We start from the raw sequence: 24,299 nt of genomic DNA, 5'->3' as shown, positions 1-24,299 counted from the left end.
CGGTGAGCGAGCCGGGCACGCTTCCCGACGGGCCGGTCCGGCCGGTCGCCGCCGCGCTCGCCCGGTACGCCGGCCTGCTCGGCGCGGTGCTGCTGACCGTCGCCGGCTGGCTGGGCGGCGCGCTGCCCGACGCCCCACCGGTCACCCGCTTCGCCGACCTCTGGCGCGCCCCGCACGGGCCCCCGGTCCTGGCCTGCTGGCTGGCCGGCACGGTGCTGCTGGTCGGCGCCTGGTGGTCGCTGCGCTGGGGCGCCCCGTCGACCCGGTGGGCGTACCTGACCGCCGGGCTGTGGCTGCTGCCGCTGCTGGCCGCGCCGCCGCTGGGCAGCCGGGACGTCTACTCGTACGCCTGCCAGGGCTGGTCCTGGACGCACGGCGCCGATCCCTACCGCGTCGGGGTGGCCGCGGCCGGCTGCCCGTGGACCGACGCGGTGCCCCCGATCTGGCGGGACACCCCCGCCCCGTACGGGCCGTTCTTCGTGCTGCTGGCCGGCCTGGCCGTACTGGCCGGGGGCGGCCTGGTCGGTGCGCTGGTGGCGCTGCGGGTGGTCGCGGTGGCCGGGGTGCTGCTGGCCGCGTTCTGCCTGCCGGGCCTGGCCCACGCCGCCGGCGTGCCGGCCCGGCGGGCGACCTGGCTGGTGCTGGCCTGCCCGCTGGTCGGGGTGCACCTGGTGGCCGGCGCGCACAACGACGCCCTCGGGCTCGGGCTGGTCCTGTGCGGGCTGCTGGTGCTCCTCCGCCGGCCGGGCCGGCCGGGCGTGCTGCTGCTCGCCGGGGCGCTGCTGGGCCTCGCCGTGGCGGTGAAGGCGGTCGCCGTGGTGGTGCTCCCGTTCGCCGCGCTGGTCGCGCTGCCCACCCGCTCCCCGCGAGCCGGCGCTGCCGGGCTCGGCGGCGCGGCGCCCGACCGGTTGCCCCGACGCGACAGTGCCGGGCTCGGCGGCGCGGCGCCGGACCGGTTTCCCCGACGCGGCGCTGCCGGGCTCGGCGGCGCGGCGCCGGTTGCCCCGGTACGGGCGCTGCTGGGTGCCGGTGCCTGGCTCGCCGGCGGGGCGCTGGCCGCGTTGCTGACCACCTCGCTCGCCACCGGGCTGGGCCTCGGCTGGCTGGGCGGCCTGGCGCGCAGCGGCGACTCGCAGCAGTGGACCTCGCCGCCGACCGCGGTGGGCTTCGTCGTCGACTACGCGGGCGGCCTGTTCGGGCGGGAGCCCGACGCCGTGCCGGTGGCCCGGCTGGTCGCGCTGGCCGTGCTCGCCGTGCTGCTGGTGGCGCTCTGGTGGCGGTCGTGGACCGCGCTGCGCCGGCCGGGCGTCGTCCGGGAGCCCGCGGCGTCGACAGCCCCGTTGTCGACGCCGGCCTCGCCGCCGGAGTCGGCTTCGCCGTCGGAGTCGGCCTCGCTGTCGGCGGTGGCCCGGGCCCGGGTGGCGCTGCTCGGAGCGGGCCTGGCGCTGGCCGCCACGGTCCTGCTCGCCCCGGTCTTCCACCCCTGGTACGCGGTCTGGCCCCTCGCGCTGCTCGCCGTGGCGACCCGGTCGCCGGCCCGGACGGCCTGGTTCGTGGCGCCCTGCGCGCTGGCCGGGCTGCTCGTCCTCCCCGACGGCACGAACCTGGCCCGGTTCACCAAGGCCCCGGGCGCGATCGCGATGACGGCGCTGGTCCTGGCGGCAGCAGCCGCCGCCATCCGGGCCGCCCGGGCCGCTCCGACCACCCGCCGGCCCGGCCCGGTTTGATCGACTCGGGTTGCGGCAAACGGTGGCTTCGAACCGTGCCGAGAGGCCGATTTGCCGCAACCGGAGTCGATCAAGGAAGCCCGGCCGCGACTCGGGCCGGTGCGCACGGAAAGCGGCCGGGCCGGCCCCGCTGTCGCGGAGTCGGCCCGGCCGCTGCTGTGGTGTGTGTCGCCCTGGCGGGTCAGCAGTCGAAGTACATCGCGAACTCGTGCGGGGTCGGGCGCAGGCGCACCGGGTCGACCTCGTTGGCCCGCTTCCAGGACACCCAGGTGGAGATCAGATCCGGGGTGAAGACGCCGCCGTCGAGCAGGTAGTCGTGGTCGGTCTCGAGGGCGTCGAGCACGGCGGGGAGCGAGCCCGGCACCTGCTTGACGTCGCCCCACTCCTCCGGGGGCAGGTCGTACAGGTCCTTGTCGATCGGCGCCGGCGGCTCGATCTTGTTCTTGATGCCGTCCAGGCCGGCCATCATCATGGCGGAGAAGGCGAGGTAGGGGTTGCTGGACGGGTCCGGCACCCGGAACTCGACCCGCTTGGCCTTCGGGTTGCCGCCGGTGACCGGGATCCGGGTGCAGGCGGAGCGGTTGCGCTGCGAGTAGACCAGGTTGACCGGCGCCTCGAAGCCCGGCACCAGCCGGCGGTACGAGTTGACCGTCGGGTTGGTGAAGGCCAGCAGCGACGGCGCGTGGTGCAGCAGGCCGCCGATGTACCAGCGGGCCGTGTCGGAGAGGCCGGCGTAGCCGGTCTCGTCGTAGAACAGCGGCTCGCCGTTGAGCCAGAGGCTCTGGTGGGTGTGCATGCCGGAGCCGTTGTCGCCGAAGAGCGGCTTCGGCATGAAGGTGGCGGTCTTGCCGGCGGCCCAGGCCTCGTTCTTGATCAGGTACTTGAAGAGCTGGAGCTGGTCGGCCGAGTGCAGCAGGGTGGAGAACTTGTAGTTGATCTCCGACTGGCCGGCGGTGCCGACCTCGTGGTGCGAACGCTCCACGGTGAAGCCGGCGTCGATCAGGCGGCGGACCATGCTGTCGCGCAGGTCGGCGTAGTGGTCGACCGGCGGCACCGGGAAGTAGCCGCCCTTGTACGCGGTCTTGTAACCGCGGTTGCCGCCCTCCTCCTCGCGGCCGGAGTTCCACGCGCCCTCGATCGAGTCGATGTAGTAGAACGACCGGTGCGCGGAGGTCTCGTGACGGATCGAGTCGAAGATGTAGAACTCCGCCTCGGCGCCGAAGTACGCGGTGTCGGCGATGCCGCTCGCGGCCAGGAACGCCTCGGCCTTCTTCGCCACGTTCCGCGGGTCCCGCGAGTACGCCTCGCGGGTGAACGGGTCGTGGATGAAGAAGTTGAGCGCGAGGGTCTTCTGCCCGCGGAACGGGTCGATGAAGGCGCTGGCGACGTCCGGGAGCAGGAGCATGTCCGACTCGTGGATCGCCTGGAAGCCACGGATCGACGAACCGTCGAACGCGAGGCCGTCGGTGAAGACGCTGTCGTCGAAGGACTCAACCGGCAGGTTGAAGTGCTGCATCACGCCGGGCAGGTCACAGAAACGTACGTCGACGAACTTCACGTCCTCGTTCTTGAGGTATCGCAGGAGTTCCTCGGGATTGGCGAACACACGTCCTCCTGGCAGGTCCACTCCGGTGGCTGGCTCCTGGCGACGCTATGGCCGCGCGGTTGCCCGGCCGTGTCTCCTCTGTTTCCGCCGTGTTACGTCCCTCGCGGAGCGTCATCCGAGCCGCTCAGTCGCCGTGGAGTCTCCGTTCGGACGATACCCGCTGTGGTGATGTGCCGCTGATTGATGGCAATGGTCCGTTTCCTTGCTGGGTGGCGATCCGGTCCAGCCGGGCGGTGACCGCGCCGCGCAGCGCCGCCGAGGTGGCGATCCGGTCCGGCCGGGCAGTGACGGGCACCCCGCGGCGCCGCCGCGCTGCCCGCGCCGGGACGCGGGCTGGCTACCCTTGACCGCTGTGACCGATACCGCCGCCGTGCCGGTGCCGCCCGCCGCGGACCCCACCTTCACGCCCCCGAGCCTGGGCCGCCGCTTCGGCGCGCTCGTCATCGACTGGGTGCTCTGCCTGCTGGTCGCCAACCTCTTCGCCGACCCGGCCCGGGACGGCTGGGCGCCGGTGCTGGTGCTGGTGCTGGAGTACGGCTTCTTCCTCGGCCTGTTCGCGCAGACCCCGGGCATGTACGTCACCCGGGTCCGCTGCCTGTCCTGGGCCGACGGCGGGCGGATCGGCCTGGCCCGGGCGCTGCTGCGCGGTCTCCTGCTCGCCCTGGTCGTCCCCGCCCTGATCATGGACGAGCACCGGCGCGGCCTGCACGACCGGCTCACCGGCTCGGTCATCGTCGACGCCCCCCGGCCGGCCCGCCGCTGACCCACCGGACGACGAAGGAGCCGGCCCCGCGCGGGTCCGGCTCCTTCTCGCGTACGCCTCGGGTCAGCGACCCCGGGTCTGGCGGAACGCGCCGCGCGGCGGCCGCATGTTTTTCGGGATCGCGCCCTTGGGCAGTTGCGGGCGGGCGGTGAGCGCCTTGAGCCGCTTGTCGAGGGCGTTGACGTCCTTCGGGGCGAGGTTGCGGGGCAGCCGCATCAGGGTCATCCGCAGCTTGCGGATCGGCAACTCGCCCTCGCCCTGACCGATCACGTAGTCGTGCAGCGGGGCGGTGCCGATCACCTTGGCCAGCCGGCGCTTCTCCTGGCCGAGCAGGCCGCGCACCCGCTGCGGGTTCCCCTCGGCCAGCAGGATCACGCCGGGGCGGCCGATCACCAGGTGCACCATGTCCATCTGGGTGGTCGAGCTGACCGCCGGGGTGACCCGCCAGTCACCGCGCATGCTCTCCATGATCTGCGCCGCCGCGCCGGGCTGCCCCTCGGCGGCGTTCATCATCGCCTTGTTGGACCGCAGGTTGAGCACGATCAGCACCGCGAGCAGGATGAACAGGATGCCGATCGGCAGCCAGATCCAACCCCACAGGAGCACGGCGACCACGGTGAGCGCCAGCGGGATCAGCACCGCGGCCGCGGTCAGCGGCGCGAACCACCGGTCCTGCTTGGCGGTGAACTGGAACACCATCCCGATCTGCTTCAGCCGCTGGCCGAACGAGACCTTCTCCTGGGGCTTTGCCATGCCGCAGAGTCTAGTGGTCGCCCCGCCACCGGTTGATCCGTGGCCGGCCTTCCGCGCGCGCTGAGTACCTTACGTCGCCGGCGACCCCCTCAGGCCCGCCGGTAAGGAGGGGGAGGGGTCGAAGATCAGGCAGTGGACCCATGCCCCGGGGCCACCTTCGCGCGGAAAGTGAGTGTCGACAGCGAGAACGACACGACAGGGGAAAAGACATGTTCGGCAACGACGCGGAATTGATGCTCACCATCCACCGCAGCCACGCCTCCGAGCTCCAGGCCGACGCGGCCCGCGACCGGCTCGCCCGGTCGGTGCCGCGCCGCCACCAGCGCAGCTGGCTGGGCCGGCGCCACGACACCGCCCGCGCGGCCCAGGGCCGGCGGTGACCACCCTCGCCGCGCCGCCCACCGGCGGTCGGGGCGACCGCACACCCGGTCCGGCCGGCCCGGTGCCGCCGCCACCCGGCGACGCGCCCGGCCCGGCCGAGCGGGATCCCGCACCTGACCCGGCCCCTGCCGCGGGCGCGGCCGGGTTGGGTGCGGTCGGGGCAGCTGCCGGGCCGGCCGCCACGGGGGCGGCCGGCCCGGGGGCGGCCGGTCCCGCAGACCGGCCGGTCGGCCGGGACGGTACGCCGCCCGGCCGTGGCATGCTCGACGGCGTGACCGTACGCGCCGCCAGCACCGTCCTCGTGGGCCGCCAGAAGGAGCTGGCCGAGCTGCGCGCCGCGCTCGGCCGGGCCCGTGCCGGCGAGCCCGTCACCGTGCTGGTCGGCGGCGAGGCCGGCGTCGGCAAGACCCGGCTGCTGGAGGAGTTCCGGGCCCACGTCGCGGCCGCCGGGGCCCGGATGCTGGTCGGCCAGTGCCTGGAGCTCGGCGAGGCCGGTCTGCCGTTCGCGCCGTTCGCGGCCGCGCTGCGCGAGGTGCTGCGCCGCGACGGTCCGGCGCCCTTCGCCGGGTACGAGGCGGAGTTCGCCCGGCTGCTGCCGGAGCTGGCCCGGGTGCCGGCGGCGGTGGCCGCGCCCGCCGGGCTGCCCGTCTCGGACACCCCGCGGGGCTACCTGTTCGACCTGGTCTGTGAGCTGTTCGGCCGGATCGCCGAGGAGCGCCCGCTGGTGCTGGTGATCGAGGACCTGCACTGGGCGGACCGCTCCACCCGGGACCTGATCGGCTTCCTGGTCCGGGCCGCCCGGGCCGCCCGCCTGCTGCTGGTCTGCACCTACCGGACCGACGAGCTGCACCGCGGCCACCCGCTGCGCCCGTTCCTGGCCGAGCTGGACCGGGCGCGTGGCGTGGAGCGGGTGGAGCTGGGCCGGCTGGACCGGGACGGCACGGCCGCGATCCTCGCCGACCTGATCGGCGCCGAACCGGCGCCCCGGGCGGTCGACGACGTGCACGAACGTACCCAGGGCAACCCGTTCTTCATCGAGGAGCTGGCCGCCGCGGGCGACCCGGTGGGCTGCGCCACGCTCCCGGAGACGCTGCGCGATCTGCTGCTGGCCCGGGTGGACCGGCTGCCCGAGCCGGCCCAGCGGGTGCTGCGGATCGCCGCCGCCGGTGGCACCCGCTTCGCCCACCAGCTGCTCGCCGAGGTGGCCGGCCTGCCCGAGCTGGAGCTGGAGGACGCGCTGCGCGCCGCGGTGGCCGCCCAGCTCGTGGTGGCCGACCCGGACGGGGACTACGAGTTCCGGCACGCCCTGGTCCGCGAGGCGGTCCACGACGAGCTGCTCCCCGGCGAGCACGCCCGGCTGCACGCCCGGTACGCCGCCGCGATCGAGGCGCAGCCGCATCTGGTGGCCGCCGGCCGCGCCCCGGCCGAGATCGCCCACCACTGGTACGCCGCGCACGACCACCCGCGCGCCCTGGTCGCCGCCCGGGCCGCGGCCAGCGCGGCCGCCGACCGGTACGCCTACGCCGAGCAGAGCCGGCTGCTGGAACGGGTCCTCGAACTCTGGGAGCTGGTGCCCGACGCCGCCGACCGGTTGGGCATGGACCACCTGCGGGTGCTGGAGGAGACGCTGGCCGCGGCGGTCACCGCCGGCGACTACAACCGGGCGCTCACCCTCACCCGGGCCGGGCTGGCGGAGGTGGACTCCGCCGCCGAGCCGCTCCGCGCCGCCCGCCTGCTCTACCAGCGCGGCCGGCTGCTCGCCCTGCTCGGCAAGACCGACGGCACGGCCGAGGTCCGCGAGGGGTACCGGCTGGCCGCCGACACGCCGGACGGCCCGGAACGGGTACGGCTGCTCGCCGACATCGCCGCGCACCTGGTGAAGATCGATCCGGGGCAGGCCGCCTCAATTGCCGCCGAGGCGATGGCCGGCGCCGAGGCGGTCGGTGAGGAAACGGCCCTGTTGGCCACCCGGATCGCCATGCTCTGCCGCACCGCACGCGCCCCGGACCTGGGATTGGTCGAGCTGCGCCGGGCGGAGGCCCTGGCCCGCGCCACCGGCAACGCGTCGGCGCTGGTCAGCGCCCTGGTCCACCTCTCCGACGTGCTCTACGAGCTGGGTTCGTACGCCGAGTCCGCGGAGGCGGCGGCCGGCGGGGTCGCCGAGGCGCGCCGGGTCGGGATCAGCCGCTCGACCGGGGCGTACCTGCTGTCCAACCGGGCCGAGGCGCTGATCGCGCTGGGCCGCTGGGACGAGGCCGACGAGGCCTGCGCACAGGCGGCCCGGATCGACCCGCCGGGCGTGTCCGGGCTGCACTGGCTGCAGCTCCGGGCCGGGCTGCGGCTGGCCCGGGCCCACCCCGCCGCCGACGAGCTGACCGGCCGGGCGCTGGCCTTCCTGGCCCGCCCCTATCTGTGGCCGAACCTCCGGCTGCCGTTGCGGGAGTTGCGGATCGAGGCGGCGCTCGCGGTCGCTGACAAGGTGGAGGCGGTGGCCGCGGCGCGGGCCGCCCTGGCCGACGAGCGCCTGCCCGACCTGCCCCGCGAGGGGTGGTCGCTGCTCAGCGCAACCGCCCGGGCCGCCGCGCTGGTCGGCGACGCCGGGCTGGCCGCCGAGGTGGCCGAGGTGGCCGCCGCGCTGCCGGCCCGCTATCCGGCCGAGCGGGCGCACGCCGCCCAGATCCCCGCGATCCTCGCCGGCATCGACGGCACCGGTGGGCGGGTCCGGGCCGGCGAGGGAACGGTGGCCGGCACGCGGGTCGCCGGGGCCGGCGCCGTGCTGGCGGCGTGGCGCGCGGCGGTGGCGGCGTGGCGTGCGGCCGGGCCGCCGTACCCGCTGGGCCGCGCGCTGCTCGGGCTGGCCGAGGCCGCCGCTGCGGTGGGGGAGCGGGACGAGGTCGCCGCGGCGGTACGCGAAACAGCCGAGATCGCCGGGCGGCTCGGTGCCGTCCCGCTGGCCGAGCAGGCCGCCACCCTGGCCCGCCGGGTCGGGTTGCGCGGCGGTGGCCGCCCCGGGCCGGACCTGCTCACCAGCCGCGAGCAGGAGGTGCTGCGGCTGGTCGCCGAGGGGCACAGCAACAGCCGCATCGCCGAGCGGCTCTTCATCTCGCCGAAGACGGCGAGCGTGCACGTGTCCCGGATCATCGCGAAGCTCGACGTCGGCAACCGGGTGGAGGCGGCTGCCCTGGCCCACCGCCTCGGCCTGCTGGAGCCGCCGGCGGGCCCGCCGGACCAGCGGCGCGGCCGGTAGCCGGGCAAGCGGGCCGGAGGACGGGCGCGGCCGGTGGCCGCGGAGCGGGCCGGATGACGGGCGCGGTCCGCGTGAGCGGGCCGGCCAGTACGTCGATCGCCCCGGACCGGGGACCGGGCCGGGGCGACGGGTGACGCGGCAGGTGGGCGGCTCAGCCGGCGGCGGTGACCGCTTCGCGGGCCGACAGGGCCTGCTGGTAGAGCCGGCCCGCCCGGTACGAGGAGCGGACCAGCGGCCCGCTCATCACGCCGGCGAAGCCGATCTCCTCGGCCTCCTCGCGCAGCTCGATGAACTCCTCCGGCTTGACCCAGCGGGTGACCGGGTGGTGCCGGGGGGAGGGGCGCAGGTACTGGGTGATGGTGATCAGCTCGCAGCCGGCGTCGTGCAGGTCGCGCAGCGCCTGAGAGACCTCGGCCCGCTCCTCGCCCATGCCGAGGATCAGGTTGCTCTTGGTGACCAGCCCGGCGGCGCGGGCCTGCCGGATCACGTCGAGCGAGCGGTCGTAGCGGAACGCCGGGCGGATCCGCTTGAAGATCCGCGGCACGGTCTCCACGTTGTGCGCGAGCACCTCGGGACGCGAGCCGAAGACCTCGGCGAGCTGCTCGGGCACCGCGTTGAAGTCGGGGATCAGCAGCTCGACGCCGCAGCCGGACTGGAGGGCGTGGATCTGCCGGACCGTCTCGGCGTAGAGCCAGGCGCCGCCGTCGGGCAGGTCGTCGCGGGCCACGCCGGTGATGGTCGCGTAGCGCAGGCCCATCGCGGCCACCGACTCGGCGACCCGGCGCGGCTCGTCGGCGTCGAACTCGGCCGGCTTGCCGGTGTCGATCTGGCAGAAGTCGCAGCGCCGGGTGCACTGGTCGCCACCGATGAGGAAGGTGGCCTCCCGGTCCTCCCAGCATTCGTAGATGTTGGGGCAGCCGGCCTCCTGGCAGACGGTGTGCAGCCCTTCGCGCGAGACCAGCCCGCGCAGTTGGGTGTACTCCGGGCCCATCTTGGCCTTGACCTTGATCCACGGCGGTTTGCGCTCGATCGGCGTCTCGGCGTTGCGCGCCTCGATCCGCAGCATCCGCCGCCCCTCGGGGGCGACGGTTGCGGGGCGCGCGGCCTGCTCAGTCGTCGGCGCGGAATGCTCGATCGTCACAACGCCGAGCGTACGCCGGTCGGTGGCCGTCGATGGACTTCGGGCGACGGGCGTCACGCGCCAGAGGTTGTGACACCGGACACCAGTGGCGAAAAATGGCCGTCACAGTGGCCGGGTCCGGGTGCTAGCGTGGCCGGCAGAGCTGCGACGGAGCCGAGTAGCGCGCCGACCCGCCAGCGCAGAGAGCCGCCGGTTGCTGAGAGGCGGTCTGGCGCCGGTGCGCGAAGACCCTCCCGAGCTGCGGGAAGAACGGTGCGGCGCACGGCAGGGCCCGGCGGGAACGCCTGCGATACGCGAGGGCCCGGCCGGACAGGCGCACCCAGTAGAACCCGCCCGGCTGGCCCCGGTGAAAAGGCGACGAACGAGGCCTCCGCGCGAGCGGGGGCGAAGGTGTGGTGGCACCGCGAGGATCCCGCTCGCCCACACTCCCTGGGGATCGCGTTGCGATTGATCAAGGAGGTAGCCACCATGCAACGCATCCTGTCTTCCCAGCTCAACCACCATGTCGGCGAATCCGTCCGGATCGCCGGCTGGACGCACCGCCGCCGGCTGCTCAAGTCGGTGGCCTTCCTGATCGTCCGGGACGCGGCCGGCCTGGCCCAGGTGGTGGTCACCGACCCCGCCGTGCGCGCCGCCGTCGAGGCGCTGCCCGAGGAGAGCGTCGTCGAGGTCACCGGCACGGCGGTCGCGAACCCGACCGCGCCCGCCGGGGTCGAGGTCGTCGACCCCACGGTACGACCGCTCGGGCCGCCCGCCGTGCCGCCGCCGTTCGACCTGTACCGGCCGGCGCTCACCGCCTCCCTGCCCACCCAGCTCGACCATGCCCCGACCGCGTTGCGCCACCCCACCCGCGCGGCGGCGCTGCGGATCTCCGCGGCGGCGGTGGCCGGCTTCCGCGCCGCCCTGGACGAGCGCGGCTTCGTGGAGATCCACACCCCGAAGGTGGTCGCCACCTCCACCGAGAGCGGGGCGAACGTCTTCGCGCTGGACTGGTTCGGCCGGCCCGCGTACCTGGCCCAGTCGCCGCAGTTCTACAAGCAGCTCATGGTCGGCGTCTTCGAGCGGGTGTACGAGGTGGGGCCGGTGTTCCGCGCCGAGCCGCACGACACGGTCCGGCACCTGGCCCAGTACACCTCGCTCGACGTCGAGCTGGGCTTCGTCACCGACCACCGGGAGGTGATGGCGGTGCTGCGGGACGTCCTCGCCGGGATGCTGGCGGCGGTGGCGGACCGGGCCGGCACCGCGCTCGGCACGCTGGGCCTGACCCTGCCCGGGGTGCCCGCCGAGATCCCCGCGGTGCACTTCACCGAGGCGCTGGCGATCGCCGGGGCGCCGGCCGACGAGCCGGACCTCGCCCCGGCCCACGAGCGGGCACTGGGCGAGTGGGCGCAGGCCGAGCACGGCAGCGACTTCCTCTTCGTCACCGGCTACCCGATGGCGAAGCGGCCCTTCTACACCCACCCGGACCCGGCCCGGCCGGGCCACTCCAACGGCTTCGACCTGCTGTTCCGGGGGATGGAGCTGGTCACCGGCGGGCAGCGGCTGCACCGGTACGAGGACTACCTGGCCGCCCTGGCGGCCCGCGGCGAGCCGGTCGAGCCGTACGCCGGCTACCTGGACGCGTTCCGGCACGGCATGCCGCCGCACGGCGGCTTCGCGATCGGGCTGGAACGGTTCGTGGCCCGGCTGACCGGCGCGGCCAACGTCCGGGAGGTGACCGCCTTCCCCCGGGACCTGCACCGGCTCACACCCTGACCGCCGGCGGGCTCCGGCCCAGGACGCGCACGCCCTGGGCCGGAGTGCGGCCGGGCCGGTCAGCTGAAGTTCACGTCACTGCACCACATGTACGCCTGGTCGAGGTGGGATGCCTGCCAGATGACGAAGAGGATGTGGTGTCCGGTGTAGCCGGAGGTCGAGATGGTGAAGCTGATGTTCTGCGCCGGCGCGTACCTGCCGGTCTGCGTGATGTAGTCGAGGTTCCCCCAGCCCAGGCGCTGGGTGGTCGGGTTGAACCCCTGCTTGCTCACGTAGACCCGGAAGTAGTCGGCGCCGTGGCTGGCCTGGTCGTAGAGCTGGATCGTGAAGCTGCGGCCGACGTTGGTCGTCTTCCACGGCCCGGGCTGGTTCAGGCTGTCGTTGCGGGAGAGCGCGTTGCTGCACAGCTGCCCGTCGGGCGTGCGGGCCTGGAACTGCCCGCCGAGGCCGTCCCGCAACGCGCTCATCCAGTTCCACATGGTGTCGGGGTTGGCCTGGAACGCCCGGTAGCACATCGGGTCCTGCTGCTGCATGGCCGGATTGGTGTGGTTGTTCCCCCAGTTCTGCCAGCACTTGTAGGCCCTGGTCCCCGGGCTGACGATGGTGCCGTGGGCCTCGGCCGTGCCGGGCGCGGCCAGCATGCCGACCAGCATGGTCAGCACCACGGCGAGCGCTCGAACGGGGTGGTGGACGGCTGAGCGGGGCTGCCGGCCGGATTGCTCGGGCTTGTGGGAACGCACGGTACGTCCTCCTTCGGCGCGTGGAGTCGTTGATGGGAGCGCTTCCAAGCCAGAATTGCATCCATGAATACAAATATCAATCGATGTCTATATGGTGGACCGATTTGCCCTACGGGGCGATCGGGAGCCGGCGCTTGTGGTCGGTGGCCCGGTAGCGGGCGACCAGCTTCTCCTCGACCTGCGCGGGCACCGGCCGGCCCTCCAGGTAGTCGTCGATCTGCTCGTACGCCAGGCCGAGCGCGTCCTCGTCGAGCTTGCCCGGGGCCAGGCTCTCCAGGTCGGCGGTGGGCGCCTTGCCGACCAGTTCGGCGGGGGCGCCGAGCGCCGCGGCCAGCGCCCGCACCCGGCGCTTGGTCAGCCCGGTCAACGGCACCACGTCCGCCGCCCCGTCGCCGTGCTTGGTGAAGAAGCCGGTGACCGCCTCGGCGGCGTGGTCGGTGCCCACCACCAGCCCGCCCGTCGCGCCGGCGACCGCGTACTGGGCGATCATGCGCTGCCGGGCCTTGATGTTGCCGAGCACGAAGTCCCGCTGGGCCGCGTCGCGGAACGCCAGCCCGCCGGCGACCAGCGCGTCCAGGGCGGCGTCGGCGGCCGGCTTGACGTCGACGGTCAGCACCCGGTCCGGGCGGATGAAATCCAGCGCGGCCCGGGCGTGCTGCTCGTCGGCCTGCACCCCGTACGGCAGGCGCATGGCGACGAACTCGGCCCGGTGGCCGGCCTCCCGGGCCCGGGCCGCGGCGAGCTGGCAGAGCCGCCCGGCGGTGGTGGAGTCGACGCCGCCGCTGATGCCGAGCACCAGCGTGGCCAGGCCGGTGTCGACCAGGCGGTCGGCGAGGAAGACCAGCCGTCGCTCGATCTCCTCGGCGGCGTCGAAGGTCGCCGGCACCTGCAGCTCCGCGGCGATCCGTCGCTGGGTCGGCAGCACGTCGGTCATCGAGGTCCTCTCTCGGGTCAAGCGGGGCCGAGCAGGTCCCAGGGGTTGCCGGCCAGGTCCCGGAAGACGGCGACCCGGCCGTACGGCTCGGTGCGCGGGGGCCGCACGAACTCGACCTTCGCCTCGACCATCCGCCGGTAGGTGGCGTCGAAGTCGTCGACCTGGAGGAAGAAGCCGACCCGGCCGTGGGTCTGGTCGCCCACCGCGGCCTGCTGGTGCTGGCCGTCGGCGCGAGCCAGCAGCAGGCCGGTGCCGCCGCCCGGCGGGCGGACCACCACCCAGCGCTTGGGGCGGCCGTCGTTGGTCAGCGACGGCTTGTCCTCCACCAGCTCGAAGCCGAGCACCTCGGTGAAGAAGGTGATCGCCGGGTCGTACTCGGCGACGACCAGGGTGACGAGATCGATCCGCACCGCACGAGCCTACGCGGCGGCCCGGACCCCTCGGGACGTGGTCAGCCGGCCGCGACGATGGTGGCGAGGTGCCGCTCGACGACCGGGAGCACGTCGGCCACCGTGATCGGGCGGCCCAGCTCGGCGCTGAGCGAGGTGACCCCGGCGTCCCGGATCCCGCACGGGACGATCCGGTCGAAGTAGGTCAGGTCGCAGTCGCAGTTGATCGCGAAGCCGTGCAGGGTCACGCCGCGCGCCACCCGGATGCCGATGGCCGCCACCTTGCGGGCCGGCCCCCGGTCGTCCTCCGGCACCCAGACGCCGCTGCGCCCCTCGACCCGGCCGGCGGCCAGCCCGAACTCGGCGCAGACGTCGATCAGCATCTGCTCCACGCGCCGCACGTAGGCGACCACGTCGACCGGGTCGGGCAGCGTGACGATGGGGTAGCCGACGAGCTGCCCCGGACCGTGCCAGGTGATCTTGCCGCCGCGGTCGACGTCGACGACCGGGGTGCCGTCCATCGGGCGGTCCCACGGCTCGGTCCGCTTGCCGGCGGTGTAGACGCTGGGGTGCTCCAGCAGCAGCACGGTGTCGCCGCGCTCGCCGGCCACCACGGCCTCGTGCAGCCGGCGTTGCTCGTCCCACGCGGCCTGATAGTCCAGCACCCCGGCACGGACGATGGTCAACCCGGAAGTCGTCACGCTCACCCGTCCAGCCTAGTCCCGCCCCGGGTGGACGGGCGGCGTGAGCCTCGTCGCGTCCGGCCCGGGTGAGCGGTTGCGCCGGCGGGTCGAGCGCCTTCCCGACCAGGTGCGTCGAGTCACCCGGGCGGGACCCGCCAGAGCCAGACGTCGTCCACCCGCTCGGGCGGGCCGAGCAGCGCGGTGGCGGTGCGGCGCACCGTCTCCTCGTCGACGTCGAACTTGGCGCCGTGCACCCGGTCGGCCAGCACCACCGTCTCGACCCGCCAGTAGTGCAGGTCGGCCAGGGCCTCCTTGATGCTGCCGTCGGTGATGATCGGCACCAGGCGGGTCCGCCCCGCCTGGTCCATCAGGGCGCTGAAGCTGCGCGGCACCGGCCCGATCCGCCCGCGGCCGTCCGGCCCGCCGGGGCCGAGGAAGAACCCGGCCGGGATGCGGAACGTGCGCTGCTGGTGGGCCAGCGCGTACGCCTGCCAGCGCTGGCCGTCGGGGTAGAGGTCGACGGTCACCGGCAGCGGGGTGAGCACCCCGTCGGGCGAGACGTAGCGCTGCCAGGTGCCGCTGGTGATGAAGTCGGGGATCGGCTCGCGCACGCTGGTGAGCAGCGGGGTGGGCAGCAGCGGCAGCAGCGCGGCGGCGAAGCCGAGCGCCCAGGCCAGCTCGGTCCAGCGGTGCCGGGGTGGCCGGGCGCGCAGCCGGTCGATCGTGTACGCCAGCAGCAGGCCGATCACCGGGGCCGCCACCAGGGCCAGCCGGGACGGCAGCGCCGCGTTGATCACCGGCAGGTTGTCCAGCACCCCGAACGGCAGGAGCTGATCGGTGCGCCGGCCGTTCCACTTGGCCCGGGGCCCCCAGGAGAGCACCGCGAAGACCACGGCGGTCAGGCCCAGCGCGGTGAGGGTGGCCCGGAACGCCCGGTCCGCCCGGGTCCAGAGAAAGGCGAAGCAGCCGGCCGCGAGCAGCAGCAGCGGGATGCCGAAGAAGGAGTTCTCCTCGGTCGGGTTGGGGGCCAGCGAGGTGCCCAGCCCGGCCCAGCCGGCCAGGGACCGGCGCGGGTACGACCCGAACGCCGCGATGTCCTCGGAGTGGATCATCGGGTCGAAGCCGGTGCCGTGGAAGCGCTGCGGGCCGGCGAAGTGCAGCCACAGCGGGTACGCCAACAGCACGCCGGCCACCAGCGCGGTCACCCCCAGGCCGCGCAGGAAGGGGAGCAGGTCCGCCCGGGCCTCGGCCCGCCGGGCCGGGTGCACCGCGCGGACCAGCAGGAAGAAGGCGAGCGCCAGGGCGGTGAAGAAGAGCCCCTCGGCGGCGATCGAGAACGCGACCGCCACCAGCACGCCGAGCACGATGCCGCCGCGGATCGCCCGGCCGGGTCGGCGCAGCCGGAACACGCCCCAGATCAGCAGCGGCACCAGCCAGCCGGCGGTCCAGTTCAGGTGCGCGTTGGCGTGCGAGACCATCGCCGGGCAGTAGGCGATGAAGAGCGCGCCCACCCCGGCGGCCAGCCGGCTGCCGACCAGGTACCGGCTGAGCAGCCAGTACCAGGCCACCGCGGTGGCGGCGAGGTTGAGGGTGAGGATCACCAGGAAGGTGGCGGGCGGCCCGATCAGGTACGTCAGCGGCGCGAAGACCACCGCGTACGCGGTGATCGAGGTGTTGACCGCGAGGTTGACCCCGTCCGGGACGTTGATCAGGTCGGTGAAGAACGGGTTCTCGCCGTGGGTGAGCGCGTGCCCGCCGAAGGCCAGCAGCCACTCGAAGAGCGCCTGGTCGCTGGAGTTGACCGTGATGGCCCGGGTGTTCGGGCCCCACCACAGGCCGCTGGTCACCCAGCAGGCCAGGGCCAGCGCGGCGAGCACCACGACGAGGTCGGCCCGCCGGTCCCGGTGGCCGGGCTCGGGGGCGGGCGACGGGCCCGGGACCTGGGACGGGGAGGACGGCACGGAGCGGACGTTACCAACCGGACCTGGACAGGCCGGTCAGACTCCTAACCTTTCCTCACCCGGCCGTCGACACTTCGGCGTCCGTGAATGTGTGAGCGGACGCCATTCCGGCGCGGGGAAACGGCGTCGTAACGTCTCGGCAACTCGAAGGTGACCCAGTTCACATTCCGCCACCAGGGAGGTCGCCGTGCGCCGCTCCTCGACCCTGCTCACCCGACTCGCCGGGGCGGCCGCCGGCGTGGTGCTGGCCGCCGCCGCGGTCCTCACCGCCGCGCTGCCCGCCCAGGCCGCCGCGCTCACCCAGGTCACCGGCTTCGGCTCCAACCCCGGCAACCTGGCCATGTACGCGTACCGGCCGAACGGGCTGCCGGCCAACGCGCCCGCCGTGGTGCTGCTGCACGGCTGCACCCAGAACGCCACCGGCTACTTCACCAACTCCGGCTGGCAGAAGTACGCCGACCTGTGGAAGTTCACCCTGATCGTGCCCCAGCAGCCCTCGGCCAACAACGCCAACTCGTGCTTCAACTGGTTCGAGACCGGCGACACCGCCCGCGGCCAGGGCGAGGCCCTGTCGATCAAGCAGATGGTCGACCACGCGAAGACCACCTACGGCACCGACCCGGGCCGGGTCTACGTCAGCGGCCTGTCGGGCGGTGGGGCGATGAGCGCCGTCATGCTCGCCACCTACCCCGACGTGTTCGCCGCCGGCTCGGTCATCGCCGGCCTGCCCTACCGCTGCGCCACCAGCATGGTCAACGTCTTCAGCTGCATGAACCCGGGCGTGGACAAGACCCCGGCGCAGTGGGGCGACCTGGTCCGCAACGCCTACTCCGGCTACGGCGGCAAGCGGCCCCGGGTGGCCATCTGGCACGGCACCTCGGACACCACGGTCGCGCCGCTCAACGCCGCCGAGTCGCGCGACCAGTGGACCAACGTGCTTGGCGTCCCGTCGACCCCGACCAGCACCGGCACCCTGCCCGGCGGCACCAGCCTCGAGGTGTACGGCGCCGACCAGGTCCGGCTCTACCGGGTCTCCGGGATGGGCCACGGCACGCCGGTCGACCCTGGCTCCGCCACCGACCAGTGCGGCAGCACCGCCGCGTACTTCCTGGACACCATCTGCTCGACCTACCGGGACGCGCTCTTCTTCGGCCTCGACGGCGGGGTGACGCCGAGCCCGACCACGAGCCCGACCACGAGCCCGACCCCGACGGCGACCGCGTCGCCCTCGTCCTCGCCGTCGCCCACCGCGGCTCCGGTCTGCGTCACCGCCAGCAACTACGCCCACGTGACCGCCGGCCGGGCCTACCAGTCCGGCGGCTACGCCTACGCCCTCGGCAGCAACCAGCGGATGGGGCTCTACAACACCTTCTACACGTCCACCCTCAAGCAGACCGGCCCCGGCTACTGGGTGATCGGCTGCTGACCCGCGGCCCGCGCCGCTCCCGCCGGCTCAGCCGGCGAGAGCGGCGCGCAGCGCGCCCGGCAGGTCGGGATGGGTCCACCGGAACCCGGCCCGGTCCAGCACCCCGGGGAGGACCCGCGCGCTGGTCAGCGCCTCGTGGGCGAAGCCGCCCAGGGCGATCTTCAAGGCCAGCGCCGGCACCCACATGACCGCCGGCCGGTGCAGCTGCCGGCCCAGCTCCCGGCTGAACTCGGCGTTGGTCACCGGCGCCGGGCCGACCACGTTGACCGGCCCGGCGAGATCCGCGCGGTCGAGCAGGAAGGTCAGCGCGTCCAGCCAGTCCCGCATCGAGATCCACGGCAGCCACTGCCGGCCGTTGCCCAGCCGGCCGCCGACGCCCAACCGGAACGGCAGCAGCTGCGGCTTGAGCAGGCCACCGGTGCCGTCCAGCGGCAGCCCGATGCGCAGCCGGACCACCCGCACGCCGGCGTCCTCGGCCGGCCGGGTCGCGGCCTCCCAGACCCGGCACACGTCGGCCAGGAAGCCGTCGCCGGCCGGCGAGTCCTCCTCGACCGCCCGGTCGCCGGTGTTGCCGTACCAGCCGACCGCGGAGGCGTTGAGCAGGACCGCCGGCCGGTCCGCGGCGGGCAGGCCGGCCATGGCGATGGCGAGCGTGGTGGTGCTGTCCACCCGGCTGCTCCGGATCAACCCCTGGTACGCGGCGTCCCAGCGTTTGTCAGCCACCCCGGCCCCGGCCAGGTTGACCACGGCGTCGGACTCGGCGACGAGCTGCGGGTCGAGCTGCGCCGCGGACGGGTTCCACTGCCGCTCGTCGCTGCCCCGGGGTGGGCGGCGGACCAGGCGGGTGACCTGGTGCCCGTCCGTGGTGAGCCGGTCGACCAGTCGGGTGCCGAGGAAGCCGGACACACCGGCCATGAGGATCCGCATGTGCATATCTTCGGGTACGGAGCCGCGGGCGGATGCGTTGAGCGACATCACTCACCTCCTCACGCCGGCCTCCCGCACGGCCGCGCCCGGCCCGCGGGTCAGGCGTGCGCCGGCGCGGTGCGCAGCTCGGCGAGGAGCCGCTCCACCTCGGCGAAGGCCGCGTCGGAGAGCGGGCCGCACGCCAGGGTGCCCAGGTTCTCCTCGGCCTGGGCCACCGTCCGGCAGCCGGGGATGGGCAGGGTCCGCGGGCTGCGGGCGAGCAGCCAGCCCAGCGCCCCCTGGGCGAGGGTCCGGCCGTCGGCGGTGAGCACCGCCCGGACCCGGGCCACCCGGTCGGCCCACTCGGCCCGCGGCACCCCGCCGCTGAACCAGGGCAGCCACTCGGGGGCGATCCCGCGCACGTCGTCGCCGCCCCGGGCGGCCGGCGTGCCCTGGTACTTGGCGGTGAGCAGGCCCATCGCCAACGGGCCCCGGTTGAGGCTGGCCAGGTCGAACTCGTCGCAGACCGCGAGCATCGCGGCGTTGTCCCGCAGCACGGACTGGTCGTGCTGGATGGCTGTGCAGTGCGGGCCGGCGGCGGCGAACGCCCGCGCCGAGTCGGGGTCGTCGGTGCTCCAGCCGTACGCCCGGATCTTGCCCTGGCTGACCAGGTCCTCCAGCGTGTCGACCAGCTCCAGCGCCGCTGGCACCGGCAGCCCGTTGACGTGCAGCTGGTACAGGTCGACGTGGTCGGTGCCGAGCCGGCGCAGCGAGTCCTCCAGGCTGCGCCGGGCGTACGCCGGGCTGGCGTCCTCGCCGGTGGCCTGCCGGGTCGCCTCGTCGGTGGGGTAGCCGAACTTGGTGGCGATCACCGCCCGGTCGCGGCGGCCGGCGAGCGCGCGACCGAGCACCCGCTCGCTGTGCCCCGCGCCGTAGTTGCTGGACGTGTCGAAGAGGTCGGCCCCGAGGTCGAGCGCCCGGTGGATCGTACGGATCGACTCGTCGTCGTCCACCTCGCCCCAGCCGAGCGGTTGCTCGCCCTCCCAGAGCGGCCCGCCGATCGCCCAGCAGCCCATGCCGATGGCGCTGATTTCGATTCCGCTGCGACCCAGTCGTCGTGTCGTCGTCATGGGACCACTGTTCAACCTGGAGCGCACTCCAGGTCAAGCGCGGATTGCGGACCGACGGCTACCCTGCGGGACGTGAGCGGACGATACTCGCCCTCGGAGGCGGCCCGACGCAGCGGTTTCAGCCTCGACACCCTCCGCTACTACGAGAAGATCGGCCTGCTCAGCGGCATCGGCCGCACCGCCGGCGGGCGGCGGGTCTTCACCGACGAGGACCTGGGCTGGCTGGCGGTGTTCCGTTGCCTGCGCGACACCGGCATGCCGATCGCCGAGATGTGCCGCTACGCCGAGCTGGCCCGCGACGGTGAGCACACCGCCCGGGAACGGCAGGAGCTGCTGGAACGGCACGCCGGGCGGGTCGAGGAGCAGATGGCCCTGCTCCGCCGCCAGTACGACCACCTGCGCGACAAGATCCGCTACTACGAGGGCGTCGCCGCCGCCACCGCCGTCCCGGCCAGCTGACCGCCCGACCCCGCCGGCCGCTCCTGACCTCGCCGCCCCTGACGTTGGTGGCCGGTTGTGGCCCGCTGGCAATCCGACCTGCTCGGCACTCCGCCATCGGCGATGGCACCGGGCGCGGCTCGGCACCGTCGCCGTCGGGAAACGGCATCGGGCCGGGCTCCGCGACGCCGAGGCGGCCCCGGGCCGGATCCCGAACGGGCTCGGCCGCCCGGGCCACGAGGCCGTGGCACGGTGCCACCCGGGCCTCCGACGGGGTCACCGCGACGGGCCGGCGTGGCCGGGGTCGATCAGGCGGCGAGCCGGGGGAGGACGGGGGCCAACGCCTCGACGGCGTCGACGCGTACCACGAAGCGGGTGATGCCCCAGCGGCGCCGGTGGTGGCCGACGGCCGCGACGATCTCCTCGGCCGTGCCGATCAGCACGAACGGGGTGGCCAGCACGGCGGCGGCGGTGAGGCCGGTCTCGGCGGCGATCACCGCGGCGGCGGCCTCGGCGTCGTCGGTGACGGTGACCTGCTGGACCAGCGCCTCCAGGGCCGGCGGGCGGTCCCGGCCGGCCGCCCCGGCGGTCACCTGGGCGAGCTGCGCCTCGATCTGGTCGGACCGCCACCGGACCTCGTGCTGGTGACCGTCGGGCAGGGTACGGCCGAAGCCGGTCAGGCCGACCACGTCGGCCCGCGCGCCGGCCCAGCGGAGCAGGGTGGAATTGGCCGTACCCATGGTGAGCGGGATCCGGTCCTGGACCGGCCGCAGCCCGGTGAGGCGGGCGGCGTACGCGGCCAGGTCGGGGGTGTCCACGGTGACCTCCTCGCCGGCCAGCAGGGCCCGCACGGCCTCGGCCACGGCGACGCACCGGCGGACCCGGCCGGCGACGTCGGGGCGTTCCCGCCCGACCGCCCGCCACTCGGCGGGGGTGTGGCCGGCGCCCAGACCGAGCCGGGCCCGCCCGCCGGAGACCACGTCGAGGGTGGCCACGTCGGTGGCGAGCAGGATCGGCTGCCGGACGCCGGCGTTCGAGACGTACGAGCCGAGGCCGAGCGTCGAGGTGACCGCCGCGGCGGCGGCGAGCGCCACGAACGGTGACGGACCGTGACCGGGATGGTCGGCCGCCAGCAGCGCGTCGAAGCCGGCCGACTCGACCCGCCGGGCCAGCTCGGTCCAGCTCGCCGCGTCGGTGGGCCGGGCCTGCACGGAGAAGATCGCCATCGGCCCAGCATCGCCCCGCCCGACCGCCGCGACCAGCCCGACCACGCCGATTCTGCTGACCGGCGAATCGCCGGCCCCGGGCCCGCGGCGCAATCCGCCGGGGCAGCGGCGCATCCCGCCGAGGCGGCGGCGCATCCCGCCGAGGCGGCGGCGCATCCCGCCGAGGCGGCGGCGCCGACGGTGCGGACGCCGGCCGGGCGCCGGGGCTCAGCCAGCGGGCTGTCCGGCCGCGGCCCGGTGCACGGCCGGTCAGTCGGCCGGTTGTCCGGCCGCGGCCCGGTGCACGGCCGCCAGCCGGCCCAGGTCCTCCGCCGACAGGCGCAGCGCGCCCGCCGCCACGTTCTCCGCCAGGTGGTCCGGGTTGCCGGTGCCGGGAATGGCGAGCACGTTCGGGCCCCGGCTCAGCGTCCAGGCGAGCCGGACCTGGGCCGGGCTGACCCCGTGCTCCCGGGCGACGGCGCGGACCTCGTCGTGCTCGGCCCCGGTCGCGCCGGCCTCGCGGCCGCTGGTGACCAGGGAGAAGAACGGGACGAAGGCGGTGCCGTGCGCCGCGCAGTCGTGGATCAACGCGTCGTTGCTGGCGCGGTAGCCGAGGCCGTACGAGTTCGACACCGAGACGACCGGGGCGATGGTCCGCGCCTCGGTGACCTGGTGCGCCCGTACGGCGGAGACGCCGAGGTGCCGGATCAGGCCGGCGGCGCGCAGGTCGGCGAGCGCGCCGAAGTGCTCGGCCAGCGGCTCCGGGCCGTACACCCGGAGGTAGACCACGTCCAGGTGGTCCCGGCCGAGCTGGCGCAGGTTCTCCTCGACCTGGCCGCGGAGCTGGTCCGGCCGGGCCATCGGCAGCCACTGGCCGGACGGGTCCTTGCCCGGCCCGACCTTGGCCACGATGACCAGGTCCTCCGGGTACGGCGACAGCGCCCGGTTGATCAGCTCATTGGCCGAGCGCAGCGGCGAGAAGTAGAACGCCGCCGTGTCGATGTGGTTGACGCCCAGCTCGACCGCGCGGCGCAGCACCGCCACCGCCCGGTCCCGGTCGCTGGGGCTGCCGTCGGCGTTGGCGGTCAGCCGCATCGCGCCGAAGCCGATCCGGTTGACGGTCAGGTCGCCGAGCTGCCAGGTGCCCGCCGCCGCGGCGTTGACGGTGTCGATGGTCATGCGGTCTCCGTCCGTTCGAGGTTCTCCCCGTTCCCGGGTGGCGTGCTGCCGAGCAGTTCCACGGGGTCGCCGGCCAGCCGGTTCAACGCGGCGACGAGTTTCCGCTCCTCGTAGCCGAAGTGCGACTCCAGCAGCCCGGCCAGCCCGTCCAGCTCGGCCCGGACGGACCGGCCGCCGGCCGGGTCGGCGAGCAGCGCGTCGATCCGGCGCAGCAGGTCGGCGACCACCCGGTGGTCGGCGCGCAGCTCGGCCAGCACCGGACGCAGCTCGGGCGCCTGTTCGGCCAGGGCCCGGAACGCGCCGCCGTCCTCGCCGGTGTGGTGCCGGTCCAGCGCGGCGCAGAAACCGACGCAGTACGCGCGCAGTTCCCGGGTGAGGGCGGCACCGCCGGTGGGGGAGCCGAGGCTCGCGCGGAGCCGGGCCAGCTCCTCGCGGAGCCAGTCGTGGATCTCGATCAACTGGATGCCGAGGGCGGTCAGCCGGCCGCTCGACGGGTGGGCTGGGTGCACATGGTCCCCTGCTGTCCCGCGCCTCCATGCCCACGGCGGCCTGTGTGCCGGGTGCACCGCGACGCTGCCCGGCAGTCTAGAACACCCGCTGCCCTCACTCGCCCTCGTCGGGTTGGCGGGGCTCGTGCCAGCGCGCGCGGTACTCCGCCTCGTGGGCCTCGTGGCTGGTGCGCTCCTCGAAGACCAACCCCCGCAGCGCCCGCCGGCCCTCGTCGAAGATCACCACCTCGGCGGTCACCATGCCGACGGTGACGGCGGTCAGCAGCGTCAGGGCGGCCAGCGCGGGCAGGTGTACGGCCACCGGAATGCTCACCGCGAGCAGCAGCACGGCGACGACCCGGGTCCAGCTCACCGTGCGCAGGGTGCGGAGCTGGAAGAGCATGTTGCCGCAGAGGTAGCAGATCACCCCGCCGAAGAGCAGCGGCACGCCCGGGCCGAGCGCCGGCAGGTGCTGCGGCACCTTCGGGTCGGCGATCTGGTGCACGATCATCTCCGCGCCGAGCGCGAACAGGATGATGCCCGCGATCATCGGCAGGAACAGGTAGCCGTAGGCGTCCCGGGCCATGGCGACGCGGGGGCCGTCCTCTGCGGCGTGCAGGGCGATCCGGGCGGCCGGCCCGATCATGTCGTAGTGCGCCCACCAGAGCGCGGCGGTGAAGAAGATGCCGAGCACGGCCGCGGCCACGGCCGCCCAGGTCGGCGGCTGGCCGAGCAGGTTGCTGCCGACGCCCACCGAGATGACCGACTCGCCCAGCGCGATGATCAGGATGAGGTCGTAGCGTTCGGTCCAGTGCTCGGCGGAGGCGACGCCCCAGCCCCAGGTGCCGGCGATGAGGCCGGTGGAGTACTGGAGCAGCACGACGATCGCCCACAGCCCGTCCCGGACCACCGCGGCCGAGACGAGGTCGTCGATCTTCGGCGGGATCAGCGCGGCGACCCCCAGCAGCAGGGTGCTACCCACCAGTTCGGGGGTGAACCGGAGCAGCTGACGGCGCTCCGCCGGGCTGTCCCGCACGGCGTGCAGGTAGAGCAGCAGGTGCACGCCGCGGATGACGGTGTAGCTGATCGCCGCGACGATCGGCCCGGCCGCGTTGCCGCGCGGGTCCCGGAAGGCGTTCGGCAGGGACAGGGCGAAGGTGAACAGGGCCGCCATGCCGACCGTCATGAGGACCGGGACGAAGCCCTCGCCGAGCCGGATCCGGGTGGCCACGATGCTGTGCACCACCCAGGCCCACCACAGCACCGCGAGGACCAGCAGCGCGTGCAGCAGCGCGCCGCCGTTGACCTGGAGCGCGGTGGCCCGGGTGATGATGAAGAACGAGAAGACGAAGACCAGGTCGAAGAAGACCTCGAACCGGTCCACCCGGGCTCCGGGCGCCACCGGCACCGCCGGCCCGAGGCGCCCCCGCCACCCGAAGCCGCTCAC

At 74.5% G+C, this 24,299-nt stretch carries 21 protein-coding genes; 7 read left to right on the top strand and 14 right to left on the bottom strand.

Annotated features, from left to right (window positions below; translation table 11 throughout):
• Positions 1-2: 2 nt before the first annotated feature.
• The gene (gene mptB / locus AB0I11_RS10255) at positions 3-1,727 is read left to right on the top strand and encodes a polyprenol phosphomannose-dependent alpha 1,6 mannosyltransferase MptB (protein ID WP_357316506.1); all 1,725 of its coding nucleotides are present in this window, start codon (positions 3-5) and stop codon (positions 1,725-1,727) included.
• Positions 1,728-1,908: 181 nt separating this feature from the next.
• On the opposite strand, the gene glnA is transcribed toward mptB, so the two are convergent.
• Positions 1,909-3,333 carry a type I glutamate--ammonia ligase gene (glnA, locus tag AB0I11_RS10250; RefSeq protein ID WP_357316503.1) on the bottom strand — a complete coding sequence of 475 codons (1,425 nt, stop codon included), beginning with the start codon at positions 3,331-3,333 and terminating at the stop codon, positions 1,909-1,911.
• A gap of 370 nt (positions 3,334-3,703) precedes the next feature.
• Here glnA and AB0I11_RS10245 point away from each other — a divergent pair, with 370 nt between their 5' ends.
• Positions 3,704-4,096, top strand: coding sequence for an RDD family protein (locus AB0I11_RS10245; protein WP_357316606.1), 393 nt, complete (start codon positions 3,704-3,706; stop codon positions 4,094-4,096).
• A gap of 63 nt (positions 4,097-4,159) precedes the next feature.
• On the opposite strand, the gene AB0I11_RS10240 is transcribed toward AB0I11_RS10245, so the two are convergent.
• The gene (locus AB0I11_RS10240; RefSeq protein WP_046568888.1) at positions 4,160-4,849 is read right to left on the bottom strand and encodes a DUF4191 domain-containing protein; all 690 of its coding nucleotides are present in this window, start codon (positions 4,847-4,849) and stop codon (positions 4,160-4,162) included.
• Positions 4,850-5,058: 209 nt separating this feature from the next.
• Here AB0I11_RS10240 and AB0I11_RS10235 point away from each other — a divergent pair, with 209 nt between their 5' ends.
• A complete protein-coding gene (locus AB0I11_RS10235) occupies positions 5,059-5,229 on the top strand; it encodes a hypothetical protein (protein ID WP_357316498.1) in 171 nt (56 codons plus the stop codon).
• Between the two features lie 272 nt (positions 5,230-5,501).
• Entirely contained in the window at positions 5,502-8,477 is a 2,976-nt protein-coding gene (locus AB0I11_RS10230; protein ID WP_357316495.1) for an AAA family ATPase, read from the top strand.
• A 151-nt stretch (positions 8,478-8,628) separates the two neighbouring features.
• Here the strand turns inward: AB0I11_RS10230 and lipA are convergent, their stop codons facing one another.
• On the bottom strand, positions 8,629-9,675 hold the full coding sequence (gene lipA, locus AB0I11_RS10225) for a lipoyl synthase (protein ID WP_357316492.1): 1,047 nt from the start codon (positions 9,673-9,675) through the stop codon (positions 8,629-8,631).
• Between the two features lie 411 nt (positions 9,676-10,086).
• Here lipA and aspS point away from each other — a divergent pair, with 411 nt between their 5' ends.
• Complete coding sequence (gene aspS, locus AB0I11_RS10220; protein WP_357316489.1) at positions 10,087-11,373, top strand: aspartate--tRNA(Asn) ligase; 1,287 nt, start codon at positions 10,087-10,089, stop codon at positions 11,371-11,373.
• 59 nt (positions 11,374-11,432) lie between these two features.
• Here the strand turns inward: aspS and AB0I11_RS10215 are convergent, their stop codons facing one another.
• From AB0I11_RS10215 to AB0I11_RS10195, 5 genes are all read right to left on the bottom strand, one after another.
• Complete coding sequence (locus AB0I11_RS10215) at positions 11,433-12,113, bottom strand: lytic polysaccharide monooxygenase (protein WP_357316485.1); 681 nt, start codon at positions 12,111-12,113, stop codon at positions 11,433-11,435.
• Between the two features lie 109 nt (positions 12,114-12,222).
• Complete coding sequence (gene nadE, locus AB0I11_RS10210; RefSeq protein WP_357316482.1) at positions 12,223-13,047, bottom strand: ammonia-dependent NAD(+) synthetase; 825 nt, start codon at positions 13,045-13,047, stop codon at positions 12,223-12,225.
• A gap of 17 nt (positions 13,048-13,064) precedes the next feature.
• Positions 13,065-13,457: a VOC family protein gene (locus AB0I11_RS10205; RefSeq protein ID WP_357316480.1), complete on the bottom strand. Its 393-nt coding sequence runs from the start codon at positions 13,455-13,457 to the stop codon at positions 13,065-13,067.
• Between the two features lie 41 nt (positions 13,458-13,498).
• Complete coding sequence (gene lipB, locus AB0I11_RS10200; protein ID WP_357316477.1) at positions 13,499-14,143, bottom strand: lipoyl(octanoyl) transferase LipB; 645 nt, start codon at positions 14,141-14,143, stop codon at positions 13,499-13,501.
• 113 nt (positions 14,144-14,256) lie between these two features.
• Entirely contained in the window at positions 14,257-16,080 is a 1,824-nt protein-coding gene (locus tag AB0I11_RS10195) for a DUF2079 domain-containing protein (RefSeq protein ID WP_357316475.1), read from the bottom strand.
• Positions 16,081-16,267: 187 nt separating this feature from the next.
• Here AB0I11_RS10195 and AB0I11_RS10190 point away from each other — a divergent pair, with 187 nt between their 5' ends.
• Positions 16,268-17,506: a PHB depolymerase family esterase gene (locus tag AB0I11_RS10190; RefSeq protein ID WP_357316472.1), complete on the top strand. Its 1,239-nt coding sequence runs from the start codon at positions 16,268-16,270 to the stop codon at positions 17,504-17,506.
• 27 nt (positions 17,507-17,533) lie between these two features.
• Here the strand turns inward: AB0I11_RS10190 and AB0I11_RS10185 are convergent, their stop codons facing one another.
• Together AB0I11_RS10185 and AB0I11_RS10180 are read right to left on the bottom strand one after the other, a co-directional pair.
• A complete protein-coding gene (locus AB0I11_RS10185; protein WP_357316603.1) occupies positions 17,534-18,433 on the bottom strand; it encodes a TIGR01777 family oxidoreductase in 900 nt (299 codons plus the stop codon).
• A gap of 98 nt (positions 18,434-18,531) precedes the next feature.
• Positions 18,532-19,542 carry an aldo/keto reductase gene (locus AB0I11_RS10180; protein ID WP_357316468.1) on the bottom strand — a complete coding sequence of 337 codons (1,011 nt, stop codon included), beginning with the start codon at positions 19,540-19,542 and terminating at the stop codon, positions 18,532-18,534.
• Between the two features lie 72 nt (positions 19,543-19,614).
• Here AB0I11_RS10180 and AB0I11_RS10175 point away from each other — a divergent pair, with 72 nt between their 5' ends.
• A complete protein-coding gene (locus AB0I11_RS10175; RefSeq protein ID WP_357316464.1) occupies positions 19,615-20,001 on the top strand; it encodes a MerR family transcriptional regulator in 387 nt (128 codons plus the stop codon).
• A gap of 287 nt (positions 20,002-20,288) precedes the next feature.
• On the opposite strand, the gene AB0I11_RS10170 is transcribed toward AB0I11_RS10175, so the two are convergent.
• From AB0I11_RS10170 to AB0I11_RS10155, 4 genes are all read right to left on the bottom strand, one after another.
• The gene (locus AB0I11_RS10170) at positions 20,289-21,206 is read right to left on the bottom strand and encodes an LLM class flavin-dependent oxidoreductase (protein WP_357316460.1); all 918 of its coding nucleotides are present in this window, start codon (positions 21,204-21,206) and stop codon (positions 20,289-20,291) included.
• A 249-nt stretch (positions 21,207-21,455) separates the two neighbouring features.
• Positions 21,456-22,364 (bottom strand): oxidoreductase, encoded by a 909-nt coding sequence (locus AB0I11_RS10165; protein WP_357316457.1) that lies wholly within the window; start codon positions 22,362-22,364, stop codon positions 21,456-21,458.
• Complete coding sequence (locus AB0I11_RS10160; protein WP_357316455.1) at positions 22,361-22,873, bottom strand: hemerythrin domain-containing protein; 513 nt, start codon at positions 22,871-22,873, stop codon at positions 22,361-22,363. The genes AB0I11_RS10165 and AB0I11_RS10160 overlap by 4 nt, the downstream gene beginning before the upstream one ends.
• Positions 22,874-22,967: 94 nt before the next feature.
• The gene (locus tag AB0I11_RS10155) at positions 22,968-24,299 is read right to left on the bottom strand and encodes a low temperature requirement protein A (protein WP_357316452.1); all 1,332 of its coding nucleotides are present in this window, start codon (positions 24,297-24,299) and stop codon (positions 22,968-22,970) included.

Source organism: Micromonospora sp. NPDC050495 (genome assembly GCF_040655175.1).
Classification (GTDB): domain Bacteria; phylum Actinomycetota; class Actinomycetes; order Mycobacteriales; family Micromonosporaceae; genus Micromonospora.
The sequence above is the reverse complement of the archived record's forward strand: the minus strand, read 5'-3'. Positions and strand labels throughout refer to the sequence as shown.